This is a genomic window from Gilvimarinus sp. DA14, from assembly GCF_024204685.1.
In the GTDB taxonomy this organism is placed as follows: Bacteria; Pseudomonadota; Gammaproteobacteria; order Pseudomonadales; family Cellvibrionaceae; genus Gilvimarinus.
Genome location: NZ_CP100350.1, coordinates 3405876 through 3427421 on the forward strand (window position 1 = coordinate 3405876; position 21546 = coordinate 3427421).

24 protein-coding genes are annotated in these 21546 nt (G+C 52.8%); 13 read left to right on the forward strand and 11 right to left on the reverse strand.

The annotated features are described in order from the left end of the window. The first annotated feature begins 46 nt into the window (after positions 1-46). Together NHM04_RS14935 and NHM04_RS14940 are read left to right on the forward strand one after the other, a co-directional pair. Entirely contained in the window at positions 47-292 is a 246-nt protein-coding gene (locus NHM04_RS14935; protein WP_254264553.1) for a hypothetical protein, read from the forward strand. Positions 293-300: 8 nt separating this feature from the next. Continuing rightward, positions 301-723 carry a YidB family protein gene (locus NHM04_RS14940; RefSeq protein ID WP_254264554.1) on the forward strand — a complete coding sequence of 141 codons (423 nt, stop codon included), beginning with the start codon at positions 301-303 and terminating at the stop codon, positions 721-723. Positions 724-904: 181 nt separating this feature from the next. Here the strand turns inward: NHM04_RS14940 and NHM04_RS14945 are convergent, their stop codons facing one another. After that, on the reverse strand, positions 905-1168 hold the full coding sequence (locus tag NHM04_RS14945) for a hypothetical protein (protein ID WP_254264555.1): 264 nt from the start codon (positions 1166-1168) through the stop codon (positions 905-907). 40 nt (positions 1169-1208) lie between these two features. Here NHM04_RS14945 and NHM04_RS14950 point away from each other — a divergent pair, with 40 nt between their 5' ends. Further along, positions 1209-2669 carry a hypothetical protein gene (locus NHM04_RS14950; RefSeq protein WP_254264556.1) on the forward strand — a complete coding sequence of 487 codons (1461 nt, stop codon included), beginning with the start codon at positions 1209-1211 and terminating at the stop codon, positions 2667-2669. A 6-nt stretch (positions 2670-2675) separates the two neighbouring features. Here NHM04_RS14950 and NHM04_RS14955 read toward each other — a convergent pair whose 3' ends face one another. The 7 genes from NHM04_RS14955 to NHM04_RS14985 form a co-directional block, all read right to left on the reverse strand. Further along, positions 2676-3656 (reverse strand): nucleoside hydrolase, encoded by a 981-nt coding sequence (locus tag NHM04_RS14955; RefSeq protein WP_254264557.1) that lies wholly within the window; start codon positions 3654-3656, stop codon positions 2676-2678. Positions 3657-3735: 79 nt separating this feature from the next. Continuing rightward, positions 3736-4449, reverse strand: a complete 714-nt coding sequence (locus tag NHM04_RS14960) for a UbiA family prenyltransferase (RefSeq protein ID WP_254264558.1) — start codon at positions 4447-4449, stop codon at positions 3736-3738. Beyond that, positions 4442-5875, reverse strand: a complete 1434-nt coding sequence (locus NHM04_RS14965; RefSeq protein ID WP_254264559.1) for an alkaline phosphatase family protein — start codon at positions 5873-5875, stop codon at positions 4442-4444. Before NHM04_RS14965 ends, NHM04_RS14960 begins: the two co-directional genes overlap by 8 nt. Positions 5876-6346: 471 nt before the next feature. Further along, entirely contained in the window at positions 6347-7465 is a 1119-nt protein-coding gene (gene eboE, locus NHM04_RS14970; RefSeq protein ID WP_254264560.1) for a metabolite traffic protein EboE, read from the reverse strand. Next, positions 7453-8598, reverse strand: a complete 1146-nt coding sequence (locus NHM04_RS14975; protein WP_254264561.1) for a 3-dehydroquinate synthase — start codon at positions 8596-8598, stop codon at positions 7453-7455. Before NHM04_RS14975 ends, eboE begins: the two co-directional genes overlap by 13 nt. A 12-nt stretch (positions 8599-8610) precedes the next feature. Next, the gene (locus tag NHM04_RS14980; RefSeq protein WP_253968398.1) at positions 8611-9507 is read right to left on the reverse strand and encodes a TatD family hydrolase; all 897 of its coding nucleotides are present in this window, start codon (positions 9505-9507) and stop codon (positions 8611-8613) included. 2 nt (positions 9508-9509) lie between these two features. After that, positions 9510-10415 (reverse strand): EboA domain-containing protein, encoded by a 906-nt coding sequence (locus NHM04_RS14985; RefSeq protein WP_254264562.1) that lies wholly within the window; start codon positions 10413-10415, stop codon positions 9510-9512. A gap of 186 nt (positions 10416-10601) precedes the next feature. Here NHM04_RS14985 and djlA point away from each other — a divergent pair, with 186 nt between their 5' ends. Then, complete coding sequence (gene djlA, locus NHM04_RS14990) at positions 10602-11399, forward strand: co-chaperone DjlA (protein ID WP_254264563.1); 798 nt, start codon at positions 10602-10604, stop codon at positions 11397-11399. 53 nt (positions 11400-11452) lie between these two features. Here the strand turns inward: djlA and NHM04_RS14995 are convergent, their stop codons facing one another. Both NHM04_RS14995 and NHM04_RS15000 read right to left on the reverse strand, forming a co-directional pair. Further along, positions 11453-11992 carry a bacterioferritin gene (locus tag NHM04_RS14995; RefSeq protein WP_254264564.1) on the reverse strand — a complete coding sequence of 180 codons (540 nt, stop codon included), beginning with the start codon at positions 11990-11992 and terminating at the stop codon, positions 11453-11455. A 64-nt stretch (positions 11993-12056) separates the two neighbouring features. Then, complete coding sequence (locus NHM04_RS15000) at positions 12057-12719, reverse strand: BON domain-containing protein (RefSeq protein ID WP_254264565.1); 663 nt, start codon at positions 12717-12719, stop codon at positions 12057-12059. Between the two features lie 260 nt (positions 12720-12979). Here NHM04_RS15000 and NHM04_RS15005 point away from each other — a divergent pair, with 260 nt between their 5' ends. The 4 genes from NHM04_RS15005 (at position 12980) to NHM04_RS15020 (ending at position 15226) form a co-directional block, all read left to right on the forward strand. Continuing rightward, positions 12980-14089: an AI-2E family transporter gene (locus tag NHM04_RS15005; RefSeq protein WP_254264566.1), complete on the forward strand. Its 1110-nt coding sequence runs from the start codon at positions 12980-12982 to the stop codon at positions 14087-14089. A 151-nt stretch (positions 14090-14240) separates the two neighbouring features. Further along, the gene (locus tag NHM04_RS15010; protein ID WP_254264567.1) at positions 14241-14402 is read left to right on the forward strand and encodes a DUF1328 domain-containing protein; all 162 of its coding nucleotides are present in this window, start codon (positions 14241-14243) and stop codon (positions 14400-14402) included. 57 nt (positions 14403-14459) lie between these two features. Beyond that, on the forward strand, positions 14460-14753 hold the full coding sequence (locus NHM04_RS15015; RefSeq protein WP_254264568.1) for a hypothetical protein: 294 nt from the start codon (positions 14460-14462) through the stop codon (positions 14751-14753). Between the two features lie 5 nt (positions 14754-14758). After that, on the forward strand, positions 14759-15226 hold the full coding sequence (locus NHM04_RS15020) for an NfeD family protein (RefSeq protein WP_254264569.1): 468 nt from the start codon (positions 14759-14761) through the stop codon (positions 15224-15226). A 272-nt stretch (positions 15227-15498) separates the two neighbouring features. Here the strand turns inward: NHM04_RS15020 and NHM04_RS15025 are convergent, their stop codons facing one another. After that, the gene (locus NHM04_RS15025) at positions 15499-15681 is read right to left on the reverse strand and encodes a hypothetical protein (protein ID WP_254264570.1); all 183 of its coding nucleotides are present in this window, start codon (positions 15679-15681) and stop codon (positions 15499-15501) included. 271 nt (positions 15682-15952) lie between these two features. Here NHM04_RS15025 and NHM04_RS15030 point away from each other — a divergent pair, with 271 nt between their 5' ends. From NHM04_RS15030 to NHM04_RS15050, 5 genes are read left to right on the forward strand one after another with little or no spacing between them, the layout of a single operon-like run. Next, positions 15953-17278: a sigma-54 dependent transcriptional regulator gene (locus NHM04_RS15030; RefSeq protein WP_254264571.1), complete on the forward strand. Its 1326-nt coding sequence runs from the start codon at positions 15953-15955 to the stop codon at positions 17276-17278. Positions 17279-17289: 11 nt separating this feature from the next. Next, positions 17290-17496: a histidine kinase gene (locus tag NHM04_RS15035; RefSeq protein ID WP_254264572.1), complete on the forward strand. Its 207-nt coding sequence runs from the start codon at positions 17290-17292 to the stop codon at positions 17494-17496. Between the two features lie 5 nt (positions 17497-17501). After that, positions 17502-18995: a CHASE3 domain-containing protein gene (locus NHM04_RS15040; RefSeq protein ID WP_254264573.1), complete on the forward strand. Its 1494-nt coding sequence runs from the start codon at positions 17502-17504 to the stop codon at positions 18993-18995. Then, on the forward strand, positions 18996-19439 hold the full coding sequence (locus NHM04_RS15045; protein ID WP_254264574.1) for a response regulator: 444 nt from the start codon (positions 18996-18998) through the stop codon (positions 19437-19439). A gap of 7 nt (positions 19440-19446) precedes the next feature. Beyond that, on the forward strand, positions 19447-21372 hold the full coding sequence (locus NHM04_RS15050; RefSeq protein WP_254264575.1) for a response regulator: 1926 nt from the start codon (positions 19447-19449) through the stop codon (positions 21370-21372). Positions 21373-21546 lie beyond the last annotated feature (174 nt).

Consider the following 21546-nt stretch of genomic DNA (forward strand, 5'->3'; position numbering starts at 1 on the left):
TTATCAATCCTGTCGCCCGTATTGGGTATTTCCACAGGAGAGAGAAATGGCTTATGTGACTATCGATGGCGTGCAGTACGAGAAAGAACTACTGGAACTTGCCAAGCACCATACTACGGGGCGCGGTGAATCGAATCTCGCCAAGGACGAAGTGGTTGATCTGTTTAAGTCAGCCAATGACGGCCCTGGTATTACCGACACCGAACTGCGCACTCTGCGCTATATTCGTGAAACCTTTCCCTTTACCGATGCAGCGGCCGATTTATTTGATGCCGAATTCGCTAAGCTTTAGGAGGCAATATGAGCTTACTAAAGATGGCAAGCGAGTTATTTATCAAGCAGTTGGGAGGCCAGGGCGCAGGACTTAATTTGAGCTCGGTGATGACTGGATTGCAGCAGTTGCTACCCACCGAAGGTGGCGAGCTGGATATCCCCGCACTGGTGCAAAAGTTTACCGGCAGCGGCGGTGGTCTGGCCGCAATGGCATCGTCATGGCTGGGGGACGGTGCTAACCAGAGTTTTTCTGCTGCGGATGTGATGGGGTTGTTGGGACAGGATAAAGTGTCTCAATTTGCCGATCAGGTCGGGGTAGACTCTCAAGCTGCGGCTAGTGGCTTGTCGGATATGATCCCCCAGTTGATCGACAAAGCCAGCTCCGGGGGCGACCTATTGTCGAATATGACCGGGCAGGGCGCCTCTTCGTTGTTAGGTAAACTTTTCTGATCTACAGGCCGGCGTCTTTGCGTCGTCGGCTGCCTATTCCGTCGCGCAATTTCAGCAAGTAATTTCACAGCTTAGGGTCTCAATGGAGTACTGGCACTAGGCTGTTATGATCAAATTGTCTTAAGCCTCGCGGCCAACTAGTGGCACAATAGTCGGGCTAAGGAGGTGTTATGGCAAGCGGTTACCGGTTGAGTGTGGTGGGTGTTGTTCTCATGGTATTGCTAGGGGGGTGCGGCGGATCTTCAAGCTCTGGCGCCAGTAAACCCGTGGTTTCCAGTCGGCCGTCTTCTTCGCTTGCCTCCAGCGTCTCATCCTCCAGTATATCTTCCTCCTCCAGTGCCATTGCTAGCGACAGCTCTGTGTCCAGCAGTTTGGCATCCTCATTGAGTTCGGTATCCAGTAGCTCGCAGAAGCCGGATCTTAGCAGTGCGCTTTTCCCCGCCAATTGGCAGCCTGGGTTTTCGCTGCAGTATCAAGGTGAAACCTTGGCGTTGCCCGACTTTTCCTATGCGGGTTATCAGTTTGGCGAGCGGACTTTACCCGCCGAGGCAGCCGCCCATGTGTTTAATAGCCATAGCGATGGTTCGGTAGATGTCAGTGCCGAGCTGCAGTTGCTCATCGATACACTGGGCGAGGCAGGTGGCGGTGTACTTGAGATAGCCGCCGGGCTTTACCGCTTGGATCGGCCGTTACTCATGCGCCACAGTCATGTGGTACTGCGCGGCGCAGGTCGCGAACAAACCAAGCTGTGGTTTCGTGATGGAGGCGGCACAACTTCGGCCAATCGTGCCAACATTTTACTGAGCCCCGAGACAAATCCGCAGCTGCAAGAGAGCAGCGGTTGGCGTGTTGCTGAGCCGGCACAGGCCAACGACCGGGTGCTGACACTTGCCGATACTGCAGGTCTTGCGTTAGGTGATGATATTCTGATCGCGTGGCAGATCAGCGCTGCCTTTAGAGCTGAGCACGGCAGCGAAGACTACTGGAATCACGCCGAGCTCGACCAATACAAGGTTTTTTTCCGGCGCACTATCAGTGATATTCAGGGCAACCAAATTTCCTTTAAAACCCCTCTGCGATATGACATTAGCTTACGTGATGTCCCGGTCGTACAGCAGATTTCAGGCTATCTGGAAGGCGTTGGCGTGCAAGACTTGTCGCTCACTAACGCCGTTAGTTTGCAACAGGCCTGGCAGGGGTTTGATAAATCCATCTTATTACAAATGCGCTACTGCCAGCACTGCTGGCTGACAGGCTTGTCCAGTTACGATCAAAGCGGTGACGGCTACGAGGTGCGATCTCACGGTATTGCCATTGAACAGAGTGTGAATGTGACCTTGGCGAATATTCGCATGGCCAATGCGCAACACCTGGGCGATAACGGCAATGGCTATCTGTTCCAGCTGTCGGCGGCAAACGAGGTGCTGATTCAGGATTCCCAGGCCATTAACGGTCGTCACGGTTTTACCTTCAGCTGGGATTTTGGCGCCAGCGGTAATGTCCTCAGCGGGGTCACCAGCGAAGGCGGGCGTATTTGCGACTCATACCGGGAAATGCAGAGAAATGCCTGCACCCGAGGCGGCAGTGATTTTCATCATGCCTTGTCCATCGCCAACCTGATTGAATACGCACAAATAAACGACAGCCTTCAGGTGGGCAACCGCCACTGGTTATCTTCTGGCGCGGGGCAAACCGGAACGCTGAATGTATTTTGGAATATTCAGGGCCAGGGCGATGTGTACGCCTATAACCAGGGGCCGGGGTTTGTGGTGGGCACAGGGGCGAACGTCAAGGTGACGTCTGATTTGGATGTAACCCAGGATCCGGAAAGATACCTGGCTTATCAAACTCAAATACAGGACTATACCGAACTCTTGGGTGAGGCCGAGCAGCTGGTGCCGCAATCACTTTATCGCGCGCAGCTGGAACGGCGATTGTCTCGCTAACTTATTTCACCCTTTACCGAGCATGGCGTCCAGAATTACTTGCTGCAGCTTTTGATTATCCCCGGTTAATATTAAATAGCGATGCAGCCCCTCGGCAGTTTCACGCCATTGGTTGCCGCCCTTGTCGTCGGCAATGACTTCACCTGCGGGCGAGAGCGTCCACCATTTGTCTAAACCTCCGGCGACGGCGTAAAGTACCGCTGTTTGATCGTAAGATGGGTTGGGCGAAATATCACCGTCAAAGCTGTCTTTCATCCAAGGGGCATGTTCACTGAAATGTCGATAGCTTATGTACAGAGGATGCTTGGGATCTAAACGGTTGAGCGCCTCGCCGGTTTTAATGGCCTGGCCTACCTCGTAACCGGAAAAGACAACAGGTACTTGTAGTGTCTCCAAAACCTTTTGGGTTACCCCCGGCATATTACCGTTAAAATTCCACTCCCATTCGCTGCTGGGAAAGGCTCCGCCCATAATGACAAACTCTTTGACTTTGTTCTCAACCAGTTCTTTGCCCGAGCGTGATGAGATATCGTCAGGTTGCGATTCAAGCAGTTGCAGAATATTCAGCAAAGGGCCAACGGTCACAATGGTAATACTGTGGTCCTCGGCCTGTGTTAACAAGCGTCGGTATAAATCGGTGGTGCTGGGGGTAGCGTCGATGCTGGCACCGGCGGAGCCAAGAGCATCCACCAGCGGCTTGCTGTATTGCCAGTCAGCTTCCCACAAGCCATCTTTACGTGTGCCCAGTTTGATTTCTGGGTTGCCATAGTAGGCGTTGACCGCCGCTATAGCGGGTAAAGCGTGGCGTTCGTTATTCCAGTTCATTACCGCCAGTAGTTCACAGCGCTCGGCGTTGTGCATATGGTTGAGCATCGCCAGTGCTCCCATGTCATCCGCATCGGCGCCAAAGTCCGTATCAAAAATTATGATAGGTTTAGCGAGCACTGGCAGGCTCAAGAAAAGCATAACGAGTATGAGTTTGTGCATAAAAGTCTCTGAGTATTACGATCTGGCAAGTCAGTGGGTTAACACTTTTTTATTAACAACGAACTGTACACTGGATTGGTTAATCCCCGCGCACATACTTTTGTCCCCAGCGAGTCAGTACCAAGGTGACTATCCCGGCTAGTAACCACCAGGGCGATAGTAGAATCGACAATGCGATGCCGTCCACCAACCCCATGCAAGCTATCATCCACGGGATAACGGGAAATCCGTAGCCGCCCGATTTGTGATTTTCCAGGCGCGCTACCACGGTCACCAATAGTGTGTAGGCACATTGAATCAGCCCCATCACGACCACCGCTGTGGTGGCGCTGCCCGTCAGTGCGAAGGCGGCGACCAGATAAACGCCCAGTCGGGTCAAAGCCATTAGCAGCACCGTTGCCCAATGCTTTTTATGCAAAAAATCGTAAGCTACGATCAGTGCGGCAAGTCCGCAGGCAGCAATAACTCCGCGCGCACTGGGCGCCAGCAGCAAGAGTGCAAAGCCTGCGCAGAACAACCCTAGAGATAAACTCAGGACTTTCGATGCACTGATTTTTCCCGCCGGAATCGGGCGAAATGGTTGCCGCTCGGCGTCCCAGTGGCGATCGCAGTAATCGTTTAAGCACATCCCGGCGGCGTAAAAGAAACTCATCGCCAGTGCCAATAAAAAAACAATACCTGTGGGCAATGCAAAACCAAAGGCATTAGCGGTTAGGGCCGAAGCGGCAAGCACGTTCATCCAGACCGTGGGCAGGTTGCTGACGCGGCCCAGGGCCAGTGCGGTTTTAAGCATCGGGAGTCTCTTGTTCGGAATCGCTGTTTTCAGTTTGTGTGGGTGTGGTTTTGTTTTGCGGTTCGGCAAAAATATGCTGCAAAATAATATCGCAGACATCCGTGGCTTGAACCTGATGCCCCGGCAGTAAATCCGGGTTACTGCTCATCAACACCGGGGTGGTGTAATCGCTGCCGTCCCATACCCCGTGTGAACCTTTTAATTGCGACGGGTCGGTGGATATGACATCCAGCACATAGCGAAACCCCAGTTTCTTTTGCAGCAATTTACGCACAATGCGCAGCTTGGGCAGCTTGAGTTTGGGGTTTAAAAACATCTCGCAGGGATCAAAGCCCGGCTTTTTGTGAATCTCGACCTGGTTGGCATAATCTGGTGCGCGAGTATCATCCTGCCAGTAGTAATAGGTAAACCAGCTGTCCGGCTCAGCCAGCAAAATCAGCTCGCCGGCGCGCTCGTGGTCCAAACCGTATTCGGCGCGCTCGGCGCCTGCGAGCACTTTGGCAACCCCCGGGGTATTACTGAACAAGGCTTTAATCTCGTCGATGTCTTCCGGCGCTTGAATATAAATATGCGCGATTTGATGATCGCTCATGGCAAAGGCTCGGCAGGTGTGAAAATCTAGATACTCGCGGCCTAAATCCACTTTCAACGATAACTTACCCGCTTCGCGTAAAATTCGGTTGGGGTGCACCGGGCGATTCACCGGGCCAATACCGTATTCGGATAATAAAATAACCTGGCAATCGCGCTCGGTAAAAAAGTCGATCAGCTCGCCCACTAAATCATCAATCTCTTGCAGGTCTTTACCTATGTCGCCATCGGGCCCGAACTTTTGCAGGCAGTAATCCAGGTGCGGCAAATACACCAACTGCAAGGTAGGCGAGTGCTCGGTTTCCACATGCATGGCAGCATCGGCAATCCAGCGGCTGGATTTAATGCTGGTGGCCGGGCCCCAAAAGTGAAACAGCGGAAAGGTGCCAAGCTTTTCGGTAATGGTTTCACGCAGTTCTAACGGGTAGGTGTAGCAGTCGGGTAGTTTGCGGCCATCCGCTAAATACAGTGGGCGCGGCGTGAGTGTGTAATCGGCGTCGGTGGCCATGGCGTACCACCAGAAAGTGTTAGAGCAAGTAAAGCTGGCATCGCGCGCGCGGGCAATGTCCCAGATTTTGGGGGCTTGTATTAACTTATTGCTCTGGCGCCACAGCCACACTTCGTTTTGATCGCGAAAATACCAGCCGTTGGCGACAATACCGTGCTCGCTGGGTTGCTTGCCGGTTAAGTAGGTGGCCTGTGCGGCGCAGGTAACCGCCGGAGTAACCGGCTTGATGGTGGTGCTGTGCCCGGCCAGGCGGTTGATGTTGGGGGTGTGTTCACCCAATAACGCGCGGGTTAGGCCGACTACATTTAGAACGACGGTTCTCTGCATATTAATCTCGTATCTTATTTAGATTCTCAATATAGTGTTTGAAGATTTACTGTTAGCTTTCCCAAGGTTCTTGCTTCGTCCCGTTTGGATTGAATGCGCCAACAGGTATACGTAGATCACTTTAGCCTAGCTACGAAGTGTCGATTTATGCAGCCCCTGCAGCCAGCCGAGTGGAAGCCTATTTTAGGGGGTAAGCAAACAGGACGTTTGCGCAAGCATCGCCAGTGCATGGACGCCCTGTCGATGCGGCCCTCTAAAATTGGCTGGAGCGAGGGAACCCGAAGGGCGTAGCTGCCGGGGTGGCCTTTCTTTTGGTGACTTTTCTTTGGCCAAACAAAGAAAAGTCACTCGCCACGCTCGGCGAGACGAGCTTATTAAAAAAGTCCGCGTTAGCGGCGACCTGTTCCCTCGTGTTTCCGCTTATTTCAACATATTAGCGCAGGGTTCAGCACACATAAAAGGGCATTGTAATTACCCCCTTAGCAACAGCTGATTTACCCATTCAAGCTCGCGGGCTATATTTTCGCCCACGCTGCCGTGGCGCAGGTTCTCCGGTATTGCGGTAAAGCTGTAGGTCTCGACTTCCAGCGGGACTGACTTGTCCAATAAAGGTAGCAGCTCGCGCAGAAACTGCTGGGTGGTGCCCACTCGGCCTAGGTGCTGCAAAAAAATGGGTACGTGAAAGTGCACTCGACATTCATCGAATACATCTCCGCGCTCGCAGGCGGCGGCAAATTCGGGCAAATCGGTAAAGCGGTGTAGCTCGCCGGTTTCACTGTGGCGCGCAACGCTCTGATGCAAGTAAACCGGCTCGTCAAAATTCAGTAGCGCTTTTATTTCCTCACCTGTGGCTTTTAAGGCACTGGATACCTGCACCTTGCCCAGGGGGATTTGCGCCTCGCGCAACTTCTGTAAACACTGGGTGGCGTCTTCAAATTCTACCGCTTGATGGCAGGCGTCAAAGCACAGACCCACGTAGTCGCGCAAATCATCGGGTAAATCTAAGCGCGCAAAAAAGTCGATTGCCTCGGCGGTAGTTTCCAGTACGCAGGCGGGTTCCGGCTCTATGGCCAGTACCAGCTTGGTGCCGGTGCGCGCAAAGATATCGCGGTAGTGCTCGGCTACTTCGCGCACATGGGCGATGGCCTGAGGCCAATCCGCATCATTAAAAGCCGGTTTAAACGCAATGGGCACGGTGGAGATGGAAATGCGTTCGGCGCCGGGCTCAAGGGCGACGGCTAAATCGCCCAGGCGTTTGCTGTACTCGACCCTAGCGCGCTCGCGCCAGTCGGGCAGATAGACGTTTTCTTTAACCCGGGTTTGGTGAAAGGTGCCGTAGGGGAAGCCGTTAATGGTGAGTAAGTAAGCGTTGTGTTGTTCGCACCATTGGCGAAACTCGGCAATGGCGTGGTCGTCAGCCTCCAGAACCGCTTGCTGAGCGATACGCAGGCCCAGCGGAAACGGGGCATTGCTCTTTAAACGCTGTTTTACTTCAAGCGCGTGGCTGTTGAGGTTGTGCATAACATCCGCCCAGGATTCGCCCGGGTGGATGTTGCTGCAATAGGTAACGGCGGGGTTTACTCTGGCCATACGCCCCCCAGCAATTGCTGGCGGCACTCTTCCATGGTGTGATGATCAATCTCGTTGACTTCGATCGCGGCGCCTTCGCGGGTGAGCAACGTAATGCAGAGCTTGCCGCCTAAGTGTTCGCGAAAATCTTCCAGCGCTTTGTGAATATCCAGTGATTCCAGTGCCGGGTGATTCAGAGTGAAGCCTACCCCTTCTAAGGTGGAGCGAATGCGTTCCACGCTTTCAATACCAATCATGCCTTTGAGGTAGGAGTAAAGCGAGTCCAGGGCAATGCCTATGGCCACCGCCTCGCCGTGGCGCAGCTCGCTGCCTGACAGCTCTTCTAGGCGGTGGGCGCACCAGTGACCAAAATCCAGCGGCCGGGCGCTGCCCTGCTCAAAGGGGTCGCCGCTGCTGCGAATATGGTTCAGGTGCAGCTCGGCGCAGCGGGTGATCATTCGCTCGGTGGGCTCTTGCGCAAACTCAGCGAGTGGCCCGCGGTTTTCGTACAGCCAGTTAAAAAACTCACCGTCGCGAATCAGCGCGACTTTAATTGCTTCGGCAATGCCGCTGACTTTATCGCGCTGGGGCAGGGTGGAGAGAAAATCAAAATCGTTAATGACTGCAAAGGGCGCGGCGAAGGTGCCGAGATAATTTTTGCGGCCGCGGTAGTTGATGGCGTTTTTTACACCGATACCTGCATCGTTTTGGGCCAGCACGGTAGTGGGCATACGAATAAGGCGAATACCCCGGTGGGCCGTTGCCGCGGCATAGCCAATGGCATCTACCACCGCGCCGCCGCCAATCACCAGGGCAAAGCTGTGGCGATCGATATTTTGGGTTTGGGTGCGCTGGTAAAACTCGTCCACCTCGATAGGGTCGGATTTACTGATTTCGCCGCCGCGTACAATCAGTGGCGGGTCGATCAGCTCTAGCACATCGCCGTGAACTTCGGCGTACAGTTGCAGGCGGTCGACAATATCCGGGTGCGCCTCAAGTACATTCTGATCGATGACTGGCAGTATCCGGTGGGGCCCCTCTCCGGCGCGACCGAGAATATCGGTCAATACAGTGCTTTCAGGTGCCAGGGTATCCCGGTCAAAGCAGACCGGGAAGGCGTAATTCATGGTGAAGCTTTGCTCTATCTGATACACGTACAACTGCCTTTAATTTTTGACGGGCTCGTCAATGCGAGGTTGCTGACCGCGCAGCACAGTGTTGTCGCTGAACTTTTGCGACTGGTCGATAACCGGTTGTCGCAGTAGCTCTTCAACGTCAATTTGCCCGGACTGGGCGTAGGCGTCCAGGGCATTCTGCCAGCAGGTAAGTTCAATGGCCGCTTTGTCGATGCCTCGCTCTTGCATTAAATGCGCGGTTTTGGGCACTGACAGTGGGTCGCTCACGCCCCAGTCCGCCGAGCTGTCGACGATAATGCGCTCGGGGCCGTACTGGCGTACCACTTCTACCATCCGCTCCGAGCCCATTTTGGTATTGGGGTAAATGGTAAAGGCCGCCCAGGCGCCGGCGTCCAGCACGCTCTGCACGGTTTCTTCGTTGTTGTGATCAATCACCAGCTTTTCCATGGGCACGCCTATTTCGCGGGCCACATCAATCGAGCGCAGCACGCCGTTTTTCTTGTCGCGGTGGGGGGTGTGCACCATCACCACCATGTCGTGGTCCACGGCAAATTGCAGCTGATGTTGATACACCCACTCTTCGGCGGGGGTCATTTCGTCATAGCCGATTTCACCAATGGCCACCACACCCTCTTTAAGGGCGAACTGGGGGAGTAGCTCCAGCGCTTCGCGGGCCAGGCCCTCGTTGTTGGCTTCTTTGGAATTAACGCCAATGGTGCAGTAGTGGGCAATGCCAAACTGCGAAGCGCGAAAACGCTCCCAGCCTACAAGGCTGGCGAAATAATCAATAAAACTGCCCACGTTGGTGCGCGGTTGGCCCATCCAGAAGGCGGGTTCGATCACCGCGCGAACACCGGCGGCTGCCATGTTTTGATAGTCGTCGGTGGTTCGGCTGGACATATGAATATGTGGGTCAAAAAATCTCATGGCTAACTCTCGCTCTGTCCCGCCACCAGGCGGGCAAAATGGGTTTGTTGAGTAAGTCCGCCCAGGGCGTCATCTATGGCCTGGGCCACTTCGGTGTCCGCTTCGCTGGCGGCTAATGACTGTACATGGGTTTGCAAATCTGCGCGCACCAGTCCGAAAATTATGGCTTTGCGCTCGCGCGCATCGGCGCCCACCCAGCGGCGCTCTGCCAGAGCCTTTAATCGCGCGGCGTCCTGGCTGCCAAAACACAGCCACAATCCCACCGGTAGGCTGCGCCCGGCGCTTTCACGCTCTTCAGCATAGTCCAGTGCCATTCGAGTCAGTTCGGCCGAGCGGCGCTGATCAAGCCCCACAACCCGCCACAGCGGCAAATCCAGAAACAGGGCCTTCATTACCAGCTGGTGCCAGGCTGTATCGTCAAAGTGCTTGGCCGGATAGGGCGAATCCAGCGCAATGGCCTGGAAAACGCTCAGCATATTGGTGCGGCATCCCTCTCCGGCGCGCCAGACAAAGCGCTTTCCCGCCGGTAAAAAGGGCAGGGCGCGGTACAGGGCGCAGGTTTCGCCTTCGTCGGCATAGACGAACTGGGCTTCAAAATCCTCCGCAAACTGCTCGCTCTCAATATCGCGGCGCTGGCAGATAAGTGCGACTCTGAGTAGCTCCAGTAGGTTCCAGTCGTCCATCACCAAGCCGGGTAAAGCCGCGCTCACCTCCTGTTGTTCAATACCACTCAATCCCAGCGGGCGCCTTTTGCTATAGCGGCTAGCCAGAGCAAGCAGCGCGGCAAAACGGTTTCTGCTGCAGTTTGCTGCCAGTTCGGTGCGGGCGTTATGCCAAAACTTCCGCGCTTTGTCGTCCAGGCGGGGCAGGAGCAGCTTTTCAAGTAACGTATCTGGTGTCTCTGTCATAGCGTGATGTTCTTATCAGTTGTGCGCCGATTATACGGAATGCCTCTACCAGGCGCGAGGTACTCATGGCCCCTGCAGGGCGCGAATGGGTTAAGAATTGTTGCCCTTCGTAGGCCCTAGGCAGCCAGCGGGCGGCCTGCCTATGGTAAGCTTAGCGGCTTTGTACGGCTGGAGATCAAATTAACGATGGGTAAGCTCGTTGGCGGTATTATCGGTTTTGTGATCGGGTTTATTCCCGGGGCCATCCTCGGGGTCATACTCGGCCATTTGTTTGACAAGGGCTATGCGGCCAATGTGCGTCAGCCCTCGCAAGCGGATCGAGACGCCATTGGCAAAAGCTTTTTTGAAACCACGTTTACCCTTTTGGGGTATTTGGCCAAGGCCGATGGGCGGGTCAGTGAAGCGGAGGTTGCGCAAACCGAACAGCTGATGACGCAAATGGGGTTGACCGCCGAGCAGCGCCGTGAAGCAATCGCCTTGTTTAAGACCGGCTCTGCTAAAGATTTCGATCCCAACCCTACCATGGCAGCTTTTCGCGCTCAGTGTGGTCGTCGCCATAACCTGGTGCAAATGCTGTTGTCTTACCTGGTTAATCTGGCTCTTGCCGATGGCAGTTTTGATGCCGCAGAAGAGAAAGTGTTGCGTGAGATAGCGGCGGGGCTGGGCATTAACGGTTTTGCCTTTGAGCAAATACTGAAAATGATCAAAGCGCAGAACGCTTTTGCTGGCGGCGGCTACCGCCAGGGTGCGGGCGGTGGCAATCAGTCGAGCCCGAACGCACTGGCTGAGGCCTATGCCGCTCTGGGGGTAGAATCCTCCGCCTCTGACGCTGAGGTTAAGCGCGCCTATCGCAAATTAATGAGTCAATATCATCCGGATAAACTAGCGGGCCAAGGCCTTCCAGAGGATGCGGTAAAAGCAGCTACTGAGCGATCGAAAGAAATTCAGGTCGCCTACGATCTCATCAAAAAGTCTCGCGCCTAGTTCAGGGGAAGGGCTACTTCCCCTGAACTAAATTTGCTGGCGCAATCTGGCGTTTATTCGGCAATATGCTCGATTAAATCCACCAGATCGTCGGCGTGCTCTTCTTCTTGCGCCAGCAGATCTTCGAGAATGCGGCGCGTAGTTGGGTCCTGGTCCCCCACATAGGCAATCATTTCCCGATAGCTGCTGATGGCAATACGCTCGGCAATCAGATCTTCTTTCAGCATCTCCAGGGTGTCGCCGCCGCTGTGGTAGTCACTGTGGGCTCGCTTGCTGAGGATATCCGGGTTCATCTCCGGCTCGCCTCCCAGTTGTGAGATGCGTTCGGCCAGGCGATCTGCGTGCTCCTGCTCTTCTTGCGCGTGCTCCCAAAACTCTTCCGCGGCCGCTTTAGTGCCCCGACCGTTCGCGGTGTAATAGTGGGTCTTGTAACGCAAAACACAAATCAGTTCCGTCGCCAAAGCCTCGTTCAGCAGCTTTAAAATAGTGGCGCGGTTCTCTGTGTAATCTTCTGTGACGGCGCCCTTCATCATGTGCTTACGCGCCTGTTCACGGCGTGAATCTAAATCTTGAATAAACGCTGACTGTGCCATGATCTTCTCCGGTTGCAGCCGGACGGGGTCCGGCTTGTTGTTAACATTAGTTGTGGCGCGTGAGTTAAGAGGCGACCTTCAGGTTGTTGACCACCTTGGTTACACCTTCGCGCTTAGACACAATGGCTTCTGCCAATTTGCGTTGCGCCTGTGTCTCGACTTCGCCAGACAAAGTGACTTCGTCTTTGTAGGTATCTACATCAATTGATATCCCATTGATGTTAGATGAGGCCAGTAGCTCGGTTTTAATTGCGGCGGTGGTGGAGATGTCTTCCATATACTGGGAAAAGTTGCGGCCAGTTTCCTGCTCTTGTTCCGAGCCGAGATCCGTTGCTACCGTTAGTTTGTTTTCGACATCATCAATACCCTCAATGCCGATGGCGACGTTTTCGGCCAGCTCTTTGTCTATATCGCTGGATACTTCGCCCTTAAGGGTTGCGGTGTCGTCGTCGACGCTGATGTCGATTTCAAATGGGTTCAGATGCTCGTTCAGAATTAGCGCAGTTTCCAGCTTGCTTTCAATCCAGCCGTCGCGGAAGGCCTCCTGAGTGTTGTCCCAGTTTTGCTCACTGTCTTGCTTGAATTCCGCCCAGTATTCCTCGGCGCTGCGTTTGTCGTCATAAGCACCCTGCGAGTTAGCGCCTACCGCAGTCGAAATAGAAAAAGCAGTGACCAGCGCGACGGACGTTACCGGTGCAATAAATGACTGTAAGGCTTTGCGTTTCATTTCGTGTCTCCTGACTCGTTAAATGCTTGCGAATAACTTTGTGAAAAGTACTGCCCGGATAAATGCGCAAACTGTGCCAATTTTGAATGGCCCGTAATCACGGGCTTGGTGGCAGTGTCCGCAGCGCGTTCGTGAAAAAAGTGCAGGTTTTTTGTAAGGAAGAAAGAAAAGAGGGTTTAAATCGAATTTTTACTGGTATGAATTTGGCATTGTGGTTGTGATGTATTAATTGAACTTCAATTAAAAAGGCTCCCCTGACGATGAATACTAATATAGATGTGAAACCCGAGATTGCACCGGTTGGCACCGTAAAAGCTAAAGCGTTAAATGTGATAGCGATCCTCGCGATCGCATACACCATATATTTTGCTGAGACGCTTTTAGTGCCCGTGTGTGTTGCGGGTTTTATTGCGCTGTTTTCCAGTCCGATAGTCAGGTTGATGCTGATATTGAAAATTCCTCGGCCCCTGGGGGCGATTTTGGTGATTAGCTCATTGATGACGCTTGCAGTCTATATTGTCGGGCTGCTGGTAGAGCCGGCAACGCGATGGTTTGAGGTGATCCCGGCAATCATGGAAAGGCTGACATCTGAGGTCGGGGATGTAGCGCAGCCGCTCGAAGCGTTGCGCTCAAGTGTCGGCTCTGAGGGTGGTGATGGCAAATCCATTGAGCAGGCGGTAGATTCGACCTTGCAAGGTGTGGTGTCTGTGCTTGCGGAAACCACTATGTTGTTTGCGGTACAGGTCGGGGCAATTATTGTCATCACGTACTTCTTTTTGGTGTTTGGAGATGAGTTGATGCGCAATATTGTCCGCGCTCAAAGCTCGTTTTCACGTAAAAAAACCACCGTGGTTATGTTTCAGACTATCCAGAACGACGTGTCTCGCTATGTTCTGGTGATTTCCTTAATTAATGTCGGTCTGGGTGTGGCGACGGCCGCGGCCATGGCTGCGCTGGGGGTGGACGATCCAATGTTGTGGGGGGCGCTTGCGACCATCTTGAATTTTGCTCCCTATGTCGGGCCCATGTTGTTGGCAATTATTTTAACCGGTGTCGGGTTTATTGAGTTTTACCAATTCTTTCATGTGCTGTCCGTGCCTGGGGCGTTTTTGCTGCTTAACTTTATCGAGTGTCAGTTCGTGACGCCTACGCTGCTGGGCCAGAGATTTAATATTAATCCGCTTTTGGTAGTGCTGTGGATGTTCGCCTGGGGGTGGTTGTGGGGAGCTGTGGGTATGCTGATCGCTATTCCTCTGCTTGTTTGCGTGCGCATTTTGGCGACCCATCTGAACCTGGTGGGAAGCTGGGTTAAAGTTTTGAACGGGGGCTTTGCGTCTTCTATCTTTAGTGGTGCCGAGCAAACTAAGTGATAAGTGTAAAAAGTCGTAAGCTTTTGCAGCCTTTGCAAAAAATCTTACCGAAAACCGGCAAAACTCCCGCAAAAGTACTGCTTTTACAGCAAAAATAATTGGCACGGCATTTGAGTGTGTAACAGCGAAGTCATTTAATAGGAGAATGATGATGTTAGGTTACGCTATCTTGTTTTTTGTTATTGCTTTAATCGCTGCTGTACTTGGTTTTGGTGGTATCGCCGGTGCGGCTTCAGGAATCGCGCAAATCTTGTTCGTGGTGTTTCTGGTGTTGTTTGTACTGTCACTTATTTTTGGTCGTCGTCGACCATAACGATGTCTCAAGTATTGACCTCAAGCAGGTTTAATTATTAATTAACAGGAGTTAGATATGGCTACGCAAGCAAGTAAGACAGGTTCGAATTCTACTGAGCAGGCTTCAGTCAGCGAAGCCTTTGATAAAATCAAGGATGCATCGGCAAGCGTTCGCGACGCTGTAGGTGCCGTGGGTTCCGCGGGCGCGGCTTCGGCCAAGCTGAAAGTCGAGGAAGGTCGTGAAGCGGCCCGCGAGTATGGCTCGCAAGCGGAGAACTACCTGCGTGAACGTCCTTTGGTGACAGTTGGCGTCGCGTTTGCTGCCGGCTGGGTGGTGTCTCGCCTGCTGTCGGGCTCTAAGAAGGGTTAAGCCCCGTGGAGCCGACAGAGCAAAACAGCCGCCCCCGTGAGAATCAGGAGCCTCACGGGGGCGCTGCTCATTCTGAGCTCAGCGAAGAGCTGGAGAGAATTCTGGCGCTCGGAGAACAGAGCCTGGATGTTGTCAAAAGCAGTGCCGAGCTTTTCAAGCTAGAGTTTGTGCTTGCCGTGCGCAGCATCCCTAAAGCTGCTGCCAGCTGGCTATTGATGCTCCCCGCGACCTTATTGGTGTGGCTTAGCTTTTCGGCGCTGGTCGCCTGGGCGACTTTCGAGTGGAGTGGCCAGGCTTTGGTCGGTTTCGCCACGTTGTTCGCGCTGCAGTTGTTGTCATTGTTTGTGTTGCGCTGGGCATTAAAAAAGTACCAGCGAAATATGAGCTTTCCCTATACCACGCAAAGTGTGCAACAGTTTCGTGAGGAGTTGTCCAATGCGACTGCAAAAAAAGATTCAGCACCGCCACCTTAAGCTGCAGGCTCAGGGGCGGCAGCTAAAACAGCTGCTGGCGCAGGACCCGCACACGGATGCCGAAAGTCTCTGGAAGGGGCTCGCGTGCGGCGCCTTTGTCGCAGGGTTCGTCTGGCATAGGTTGGCTCCCAATTCGCGCCTTTCTAAGGTCGCCAAAAGGGCGGCGATGACAGGGTTCATTCAGTCTTTCTAGCGGGTGGTGGATCTTTCCTAGAATAACAGCGCGATGGGGCCCCTGTTGCGGGGCCAGGCGAGCAGGCCTGCGATGGGTTTTAGCGTCCGCACAAGCGTTTCACGAAGTTGAAAATCCCTCCTTGCTTGGCGTCGATGGCGGCGCTGGATTTCTGAGTGTTTGGACGGTTATGACGCGATAGGCTATCGCTCCCCGTGCTATCTACACCGCCCAGGCCTGCCAGGTAAGTCAGGGTCTTGCTGCTTGGGGATGATTGACTCATTGTGCTACTCCTAAGGTTCGTTTAGACTCGGCTGATTCGACTTTAGCAAGCCCTGTGCCAGTGCCAAAAGTACAGTGGTAGGGGGTAGCGCGGCGAGCTTTGGGAGGTTTTAGCCGGAACTGACGGGGTTACGCCCTTCTAATCGGGCACAGATTACAAGCGCGCTGTAATTTTGGCTTCTTCCTGGGCTAGGCGGACTTTTTTCACTACACCAAATCTGCGCGATCAGTGAAACCCTAACGGGATAGATCTTTTAAAAAGAGGGGATAAAGTGGCAAAGATACTACTGGTAGACGACGACCAGGCTTTTCTTGACGCAACCGGTGAATTGTTAACGATGTTGGGGCATTCGGTGGTCACTGCAGATTCGGTAGCCGGAGCTCAGCAGGTAGCGGCGGGGAGAGTGTTTGACCATGTCATTCTGGATTTGATTTTGCCGGACGGCAGCGGCCTGCACGTATTGGATAAATTGGAAAACGGTGATACGACCAACGTCACGCTGGTGACCGGGCATCCCTCGGTTAAATCGGTAGTGAAAGATTTATACGGCCCGAACATTTCCTATCTCATTAAGCCGATTGATCTCAAGCAGTTGCAAGGCCTTTTGGATAATCCGGTGGCCAGTAAAGCGCACCGCGAAGAGCGGGCCGGCATGCATTTTGGTCATCTTGTAGGCGAATCAGCGCCTATGAAAAAACTCTACGAAATGATCGAGCGGGTGGCAGGCACCAAAGCTAATGTCTTGCTTATGGGCGAGAGCGGTGTGGGTAAGGAGGTGGTGGCCGGCGCCATCCACTACGCCAGCCAGCCCGAAGGGGAGTTTGTACCTGCCAACTGCGGTGCATTTGCCCGCGACCTTATTTCCAGCGAATTATTTGGGCATGAAAAAGGCGCTTTTACCGGTGCGTCACATCGCAAAGCGGGGGTGTTTGAGCTGGCTAACAAAGGCACCTTGTTTTTGGACGAAATCACCGAGATGCCTATCGAACAGCAGCCGAACTTGTTGCGAGTGCTAGAGACACAAAAGGTAACCCGCCTGGGCGCTACCAGCGCCATCGATATAGATTGTCGGGTGGTATCGGCGACCAACCGGACAGAAACTCAGCTGGCTGAAGAAAATTGCTTGCGAGAGGATTTATATTTCCGTCTTGCAGTGTTTCCGATTTACATCCCGCCTTTACGTCAGCGCCTGGAAGACATTCCGCTGTTAGTAAGCCATTTTCTGGAAGATTTTAATCGTCAGTACAAGGCCGAAATCGGCATTGATGAGGCGAGTCTTCAGCGTTTGCAATCTTATGACTGGCCAGGCAATGTGCGTGAGTTACGCCACGCAATACACCGAGCTTATATTATGGCCGACCGAACCACCAATACTCTGGTTTTGCCTGATGATTTATCCTCGCCGTTTTCCAAAACAGGTGAGAGCAAAATGTCCGGTATTACGGTGGGGAAAACCGTAGAGGATGTAGAGCGAGAACTGATTGAAACAACGCTTGAACATTTGGATGGTGACAAGAAAAAAGCGGCAGAAATGCTCGGTATTAGTCTTAAAACGCTTTATAACCGGTTGAACAGCTACGCTGATCAAGAGCAATAGTGAGAGTTGGTATGGATGATAACTATCGCAAGTTGATTCACGATGCGCGCAACCCGTTGAATAATATTTCGGTGCACGCTGAGCTTAGTAAGCTCGCCCTGCAGACAAGTGCGGATATAGACAAAGCCGTAGCGTCTTTAGATGTGATTCTTACCGAATGCCAGCGGTGCAGCGCAACCTTGCAGCAACTGGCCGATGAGTTGGACACGGATAAGTGAGTGTAGTGCGCAGTTTAAAAGCGACGGGTATGCCCAGCAAACCGGGAATATTAGCCCTTATAGTAGTGGTGGTTTTTTTCAGCTTTAGTATGGCTGCAGCTTATCGGTCTATTGGCTTGATGCACGATAACAGCCAGAGTGTGACCAATACTTTGGCCGTTATGGGGCTTATTAAGGACTTAAAAACCGAGTTGGTGAATGCCGAAAGTGGCCAGCGAGGCTATTTGTTGACCGGAGATGGTCAGTATTTAGAGCCCTATCACGATGCCCTAGCCAAGCTGGATCACTTATTGGCTACTCTGGCTGAGTCAACCACCGAAATAGAAGAGCAGAGGGTTCGTTTCCAAGCGATCCAGGAGCTGGTCCGCGCAAAAATTGATGAAATGCAGGAGGTCGTCGCTCTTATGCACAGTAATCGACGTGCCGAAGCCGTTAGCTTGGTAAGAACTGACCGCGGCATTGCTCTGATGCGCGAAACTTCTGAACTGATTTCACAAATGGAGTCTGACGAGCGGGCACTGTTGTATCGCAATCGCATGGTGGCTCGTGAAGACAGAGAGTTTATCCTAAACGTATTAATTGCCAATAACACCATTGGTCTGTTGTTGGCGTTGGGCGTGTTCATAGCCGTGTTCCGTCATAACAAGAAAATTACAACACTGTACGAGCGTATTGAGCAGGCAAATAACGAACTCGAAGATAAAGTTGAAGAGAGAACCCTGGCGTTACAGCAATATTCGGAAGAATTGCAGCGCAGCAATCGCGAGTTGGAGGAATTTGCCTTTGTCGCATCACACGATCTGCAGGAACCCCTGCGCAAAATACGCGCATTTGGTGACAGGTTGCGGCAAAAATACAGTAGCGAGCTGGGTGAGCGCGGCGCCGATTATGTTGAGCGTATGCACGCCGCTTCTGAGCGGATGTCGCAACTGATTGATGACCTGTTGAGTTTTTCGCGGGTGTCCACTCGGCAGCAACCTTTCGAGGTTGTCGATCTGAATAAGGTGGTGGCACAAGTTCGAGATGATTTGGAATACGCGATTGAAGACGCCAACGCGACACTAGAAGTAGCCGAGCTGCCGACATTGGATGCGGACGCTTCGCAATTGGGTCAGGTGTTTATGAACCTGATTGGCAACAGCATTAAATTCAGGCGAGAAGGTGTCGCCCCTGTTATTCGAGTTGAGGCTAGCACCGGGGAAGAGTTCGCCCTAGAGGGGGATCATCTCTATGATGGCGTGAGCTGGTGTCGGCTGCGTTTTAGCGATAATGGTATCGGCTTTGACGAACAGTATGCCGAAAAAGTTTTTAACTTATTTCAGCGTTTGCACGGGCGCGACGAATACAGTGGTACGGGGATTGGCCTCGCCTTGTGCCGAAAAATCATTGAGCGCCACGGGGGAAAGATAGAAGCGAAGAGCCAGCCTGGCGAGGGCTCAGAGTTTATTATCCACATACCGCTACAACAACCACAGTTTGATCCTGCAGAGGAAGAATGAATGAGCGCGGATAAGAAGACATTGGTAATTTTAATGGCAGACGATGATGCCGATGACCGTCTGTTAACTCAGGAAGCTTTGATGGAAAGCCGGGTGTTGAATGAGCTGCACTTTGCTGAAGACGGTGTTCAGCTGATGGAATATCTGCGTGGCGACGGTCAGTATGCCGATCGAGAGAAGTATCCTCTACCTGGCCTTATTCTTCTGGATTTAAATATGCCGAAGATGGACGGTCGCGAAGCTCTGGCATTGCTCAAACAGGATTCGGTATTAAAGCGCATCCCGGTGGTTATTCTTACTACCTCTAAGGCAGAAGAGGATATGCTGAAAGGCTATGATTTGGGCGCCGCTTCTTATATTACCAAGCCAGTGACCTTCGATGTTTTGGTGGAGCTAATGCGCACCCTGGGTAAGTACTGGGTGGAATTCGTAGAGTTGCCTTAATATCGCTATGCAAGGGGTAAAGCTGCTCATCGTCGATGACGATGAAGACGATTTTATGTTGGCCCGTGACCTGTTGGATGAAATTACCACAGGTCCGTATCAGCTTGACTGGGCCGACAGCTACGAGGCGGGCCGGGAAATGTTGGCCCAGAATCGTCACGACTTATGTTTAATGGATTACAAGCTCGGCGCTCGCGACGGTATTGAGCTGCTCAGCGAGGCTCAGGGGCTCGGTTATTCTGGTCCTATTATTCTCTTAACTGGCATGCATCAGGGCGAAGTTGATATGCAGGCCCTGCAGGCTGGCGCGGTTGACTACCTGGTAAAAGACAGATTGTCGGCAGAGCAGTTGGCCCGCTCTATTCGTTACGCTTTGGCGCGCCGAGAAATGGAGCACGAGCGTGTTGAACGACTAAAGGCTGAAGCGGAGAATCGCTCTAAAAGTGAATTCTTAGCTCATTTGAGTCATGAGCTTCGCACACCCTTATCGGCGATTCTAGGGTTTACCGAGCTATTAATTAATACCAATAAAGACGAGGATTCGCTGGGTCATCTACGGGTTGTACACCGTAACGGCAAGCACCTTTTGGGATTGCTGAATGACATTCTCGATCTGTCTAAAATTGAGGCGGGCAAGCTTGAGCTGGAAATTCAGCCGGTATACCTGTCTTCATTTCTCACCGATATTTACTTTTTGATGCACGGCGCTGCGGTCGATAAGAGCTTAAAGTTGCAGCTGGACGCGCCGCAGCCACTACCCTATCAAATACACACAGACCCAACGCGATTGCGGCAAGTGCTACTGAACCTGCTGGGTAACGCTATCAAGTTTACCGACTTTGGCTCTGTGTCTATGGAGGTGGTGCCTGTTGTTCAGGGCGGCAAAGAGCAGCTGCGATTTCTGGTGCGAGATTCGGGTATTGGTATACGACAAGAAGCATTGCAGGATATCTTCCAACCCTTTGTGCAAACGCACGGCTCATCCTATGCTGAGCCACGCGCCGGTACTGGGCTTGGGCTTGCGATCAGTCAGCAGTTGGTAGAGCGTCTGGGTGGCGCGATAAAAGTGGACAGTGTGCCGGGTGAAGGCAGTTGTTTTGAGTTCACCATTGATATAGGCGATGTTGGCAATGTTGAGCGCCGGGTTTTCTCGCTGGACTTTGAGGACCAGCGCGCCGCTCCCAATGACATTCCTGTTTTGCAAGGCAAGGTTTTAGTGGTCGATGATTTACGTGATATACGACTGCTAATTGGGCATTTTGTGCAGCAGGCTGGATTGCAGGTGACCTACGCGCGCAACGGTGAAGAGGCTTTGCGGTTGGCCGAGCTAGAGCGGGATAAAGGCGAACCGTTTGATATCGTGCTGATGGATATTCATATGCCGATTATGGGCGGACATGAGGCGGCGCAAAAGTTTCGCGAGTCTGGTGCCGAGCAACCCTTAATCGCTCTCACGGCAGCGCACATGAAAGGCGACATGGATAAATGCCTGGAGTCAGGTTTTACCGCTTATTTAAGTAAGCCGGTGGATCAGCAGCAGTTATACAACACACTGGCGACCTATCTCCGCTCAAGCAACGACGGTACTGCAAATTCTGCTACCGACGGGATATTGGTGGTTGAGGACGACGCCGATGCACTGCAAGCCACCTCTAGCTTATTGGAGCTACTGGGCTGGACGGTGTATCAGGCCTCCTCTGGGGCGCAAGCAGAATCGCAGCTAAAAAATCATCAGCCCAAAGTTATTCTAATGGATTTGAATTTACCCGACGCCAACGGCTATGACTTGGCGGCTCGCTGTAAAGCTATTGCACCCGAAGTGCGGATTATAGTGTTGAGCGGTGATCCGGTGGCGGAAGATAAAGTGACGGCGGCGGGTATCAGTGCCAGTTTACTCAAACCGGTTTCTTTACAGGATCTGCAGACTTTGTAGGGCAGGGCGCTAAGCGCGGCGTTGTAACTCTTGCAACTGAGCGGTATGAGTTTGCATATGTTTATCCTTTTGCGAATATAAGATTTTGGCGGCCGTATAAAAAGTCATATAAATCAATGGCTTATGTGGTTTGTGGAAGTTGGCACGGTTTGAGCTATAGTTTAAAGCGTGAAA